The following is a 4,045-nucleotide window of genomic DNA, read 5'->3' on the forward strand; positions in this document are numbered from 1 at the left end:
CAGCCTCGGGCAAGCCCAGCTCGCGCCAGAGTTTCAGCGTCGGTGCCGCCTGGTTCATGGTGTAGAAGTGCAGCCCGGGCGCTCCGCCATCGAGCAGTCGCTGGCAAAGTTCGAGCACCACATCATGGCCGAAGCCGCGGATCGATTCCTTGTCATCGCCAAAGCCTTCGAGTCGCTTTCTGATCCAGCGCGGGATCTCGGCGCCGCAGGCATCCGAGAAGCGCGCCAACTGCGAATAGTTGCTGATCGGCATGATGCCCGCGACGATGGGCACCTCGATCCGCATCCGTTGGCATTCCTCGACGAACCAGAAGTAGGCCTCGGCGCTGTAGAAATACTGGGTGATCGCCGCATCAGCGCCGGCCTCGACCTTGCGCTTGAAGTTCTCGAGATCGGCCTGGGCGTTGCGTGCCTGCGGATGAAACTCGGGGTAGGCGGCGACCTCGATGGTGAAGCGATCGCCGTATTCCTCGCGCAAAAAGCTCACCAGTTCGTTGGCGTAGCGGAAGGTGCCAAGGCCGGTGCGACCCATGCCGGAGGGCATGTCGCCACGCAGCGCGACCAGGCGGTTGATGCCTTTGTCGATGTAATGGCCGACGATGTCGCGGATCTCGTCCTTCTCCGAACCGATGCAGGCCAGATGCGGGGCGGTGTCGATGCCTTGCGCGCGCAGCCAGTCGACGGTGGCGAAGGTGCGCTCGCGGGTCGATCCGCCGGCGCCATAGGTGCAGGAGAAATAACGTGGATGGACGGCGTTGAGCCGTTGGACGGTGGTCTTGAGCTTGTCCATGCCCTCGTCGGTCTTGGGCGGGAACAGCTCGAAGCTGAAGGTGCGGTCGTTAAGGTCGGTCATGGAGGTCTCCGGTCGTCTTTACCGTGAAACAGAGGTTTCCTCGTCCGGGATGGCGACGCGGGATGTCCGATAGCCTGAAACAGTGGCTTCAGGTTCCGGGTGGCGATGCACAGGATGAGCGGTCAGTGCCGATAACCGCTCGGCGTGTGTGCCGAGTGCGAGTCGTGAGTCGGAGCGCGTCGCCGACAGGGTCCGGGGATGGGTACGCAAACGGCCCTGGGCAGAGGGTGCTCAGGGCCGAACGTCGCAAGGATCAGCCAGCATCAGCCCGAGCGCCGCTCAACGCGACGCTCGGGCGCGACCTCGCTCAGTACCGGTAGTGATCGGACTTGAACGGCCCCTCAACGGTGACGCCGATATAGGCGGCCTGCTCGGGCGAGAGCTGGGTCAGCTTGGCGCCAACCTTCTCCAAGTGCAGCCGCGCGACCTCTTCATCGAGATGCTTGGGCAGGATGTGCACGCCCAGCGGGTACTCATCCGGCTTGTTGAAGATCTCGATCTGGGCTAGGACCTGGTTGGTGAACGAGTTCGACATCACGAAGCTCGGATGGCCGGTGGCACAGCCAAGGTTGACCAGGCGACCGCGCGCCAGCAGGGTGATGCGGTGACCATCGGGGAAGATGATCTGATCGACCTGTGGCTTGATCTCGATCCACTCCAGATCCTTGAGCTTGTTGACCTGGATCTCGTTGTCGAAGTGGCCGATGTTGCAGACGATGGCCTGATCCTTCATCCCCGCCATGTGCTCGGCGGTGATGATGTCGCGGTTGCCGGTGGCGGTGACGAAGATGTCGGCCTGGTCGATGACGTCCTCGAGACGCACCACGCGGTAGCCTTCCATCGCCGCCTGCAGGGCGCAGATCGGATCGATCTCGGTGACCCAGACGTTGGCGCCGAGGCCGCGCAGCGAGGCCGCCGAACCCTTGCCGACGTCGCCGTAGCCGCAGACCACCGCGACCTTGCCGGCGATCATCACATCGGTGGCGCGCTTGATCGCGTCGACCAAGGACTCGCGGCAACCATAGAGGTTGTCGAACTTGGACTTGGTGACCGAGTCGTTGACGTTCATCGCCGGGAACAACAGGCTGCCCTTGTTGAACATCTCGTAGAGACGATGCACGCCGGTGGTGGTCTCCTCGGTGACGCCCTTGATGTCCTTGGCGAGCTTGTGCCAGTGCTCGCGGTCGCGCTCGAAGGTGCGGCCGAGCACGCCAAGCACGGCGGTCATCTCTTCGTCGTCATCGGCGGTGGGGGCGGGGACGGCGCCAGCCTTCTCGAACTCGACGCCCTTGTGCACCAGCAGGGTGGCGTCGCCGCCGTCGTCGAGGATCATGTTCGGACCCTTGCCGTCGGGCCAGTTCACCACCTGCTCGGTGCACCACCAGTACTCTTCCAGGGTCTCGCCCTTCCAGGCATAGACCGGGATGCCGCGCGCGGCCATGGCGGCGGCGGCATGGTCCTGGGTCGAGAAGATGTTGCACGAGCACCAGCGCACCTCGGCGCCGAGCTCGACCAGGGTCTCAATGAGGACCGCGGTCTGGATGGTCATGTGCAGGCTGCCGGTGATGCGCGCGCCCTTGAGCGGCTGGCTCGGGCCGTACTTCTTGCGCAGCGCCATCAGGCCGGGCATCTCGGTCTCGGCGATGTTCAGCTCTTTGCGGCCGAAGTCGGCGAGGGCGATGTCGGCAACCTTGTAGTCGTTAAACTCACTCATGGTATTCAGCTCCTGAGTATCTTGAGTGAGCGCCGTTGATCTGAATGGTCCCTTCGCGAGCCTGGCAGGACGATGATGGGTCCTGTTGCAGCGCTCCTCGCGCGGGATTAGGTCGGTCAGTGGGAGGCTCTCGTGAGACGGATGCTCCCTGGTTTCAGGATGGCGATGTCCCCTGACGGTTGGGCGTCTGTTGCACGAACACCAATCGCTCGCGATTCAACGTCCGGGGTGGCGCCGCGCCATCGGCGTTAGAGCCCAGCGGCGTCCTTCAGTGCCGCAGCCTTGTCGGTGCGCTCCCAGCTGAACTCGGGCAGCTCGCGTCCGAAATGGCCGTAGGCCGCGGTCTTGCGGTAGATCGGCTTGACCAGATCGAGCATCTTGATCAGCGCATAGGGGCGCAGGTCGAAGTGTTCGCGCACTAGCAGGGCGATGCGATCTTCATCGATCTTAGCGGTACCGAAGGTCTCGACTGAGATCGAGGTCGGCTCGGCAACGCCAATGGCATAGGAGATCTGGATCTCGCAGCGCTCGGCGAGGCCCGCAGCAACCACATTCTTGGCCACATAACGACCCGCATAAGCCGCTGAGCGGTCGACCTTGGACGGGTCCTTGCCGGAGAAGGCGCCACCACCATGACGGGCCATGCCGCCGTAGGTATCGACGATGATCTTGCGCCCGGTCAGGCCGCAGTCGCCGACGGGTCCGCCGATGACGAAGCTGCCGGTCGGGTTGATGTGGATCTTGGTGTCCTTGTGCATCCACTCGGTCGGGATCACCGGCTTGATGATGTTCTCCATCACCGCTTCCTGCAGGTGCTTGTAGTCGATGTCCGGATCATGCTGGGTCGAGAGCACGATGGCATCGACTGCGGCAACCTTGCCGCCTTCATAGCGCATGGTCACCTGGCTCTTGGCGTCCGGGCGCAGCCACTCGAGCACTCGCTCCTTGCGCATCTCGGACTGGCGCTCGACCAGCCGGTGGGCGTAGGTGATGGGTGCTGGCATCAGCACATCGGTCTCGTTGGTGGCATAGCCGAACATCAGGCCCTGGTCGCCAGCGCCTTGCTCTTCCGGGCTGGTGCGATCGACGCCTTGGGCGATGTCGGTCGACTGCTTGCCGACGAGTGACATCACCGCGCAGGTGCTGCCGTCGAAACCGACATCGGAGTTGTTGTAGCCGATATCGTTGACAACGCCACGCACGAGCTCGTCGAAGTCGACCCAGTGATCGGTGGTGATCTCACCGGCGACGATGACCGCGCCGGTCTTGATCATGGTCTCGCAAGCGACGCGAGCGTGCTCGGGGTTGCTGTCGTTGGCCAGGATGTTGTCGAGGACAGCATCCGAGATCTGGTCGGCAACCTTATCCGGATGGCCCTCAGAGACAGATTCTGAGGTGAAGATGAAATTCTCTGACATGTAAGCAAGATCTCTCGCTGGGGTCCGCTACAGGCTACCGGCAGAAGGCCAGTCGCGCCG

Annotated in this window: 3 protein-coding genes and 1 riboswitch; all 3 genes read right to left on the minus strand. The window is 63.2% G+C overall.

The features are described 5' to 3' along the window. Positions 1 to 853: methylenetetrahydrofolate reductase [NAD(P)H] (gene metF, locus VBE63_RS25510; RefSeq protein WP_323685811.1), on the minus strand; the 853-nt coding region annotated here is incomplete at its 3' end. A gap of 307 nt (positions 854 to 1,160) precedes the next feature. Then, a complete protein-coding gene (ahcY, locus tag VBE63_RS25515; RefSeq protein ID WP_323685812.1) occupies positions 1,161 to 2,567 on the minus strand; it encodes an adenosylhomocysteinase in 1,407 nt (468 codons plus the stop codon). 20 nt (positions 2,568 to 2,587) lie between these two features. Then, positions 2,588 to 2,672: riboswitch (S-adenosyl-L-homocysteine riboswitch) on the minus strand. Between the two features lie 143 nt (positions 2,673 to 2,815). Beyond that, a complete protein-coding gene (gene metK / locus VBE63_RS25520; RefSeq protein ID WP_323685813.1) occupies positions 2,816 to 3,985 on the minus strand; it encodes a methionine adenosyltransferase in 1,170 nt (389 codons plus the stop codon). Positions 3,986 to 4,045 lie beyond the last annotated feature (60 nt).

The sequence above is a fragment of the Lamprobacter sp. genome (genome assembly GCF_034860625.1).
Classification (GTDB): Bacteria; Pseudomonadota; Gammaproteobacteria; order Chromatiales; family Chromatiaceae; genus Lamprobacter.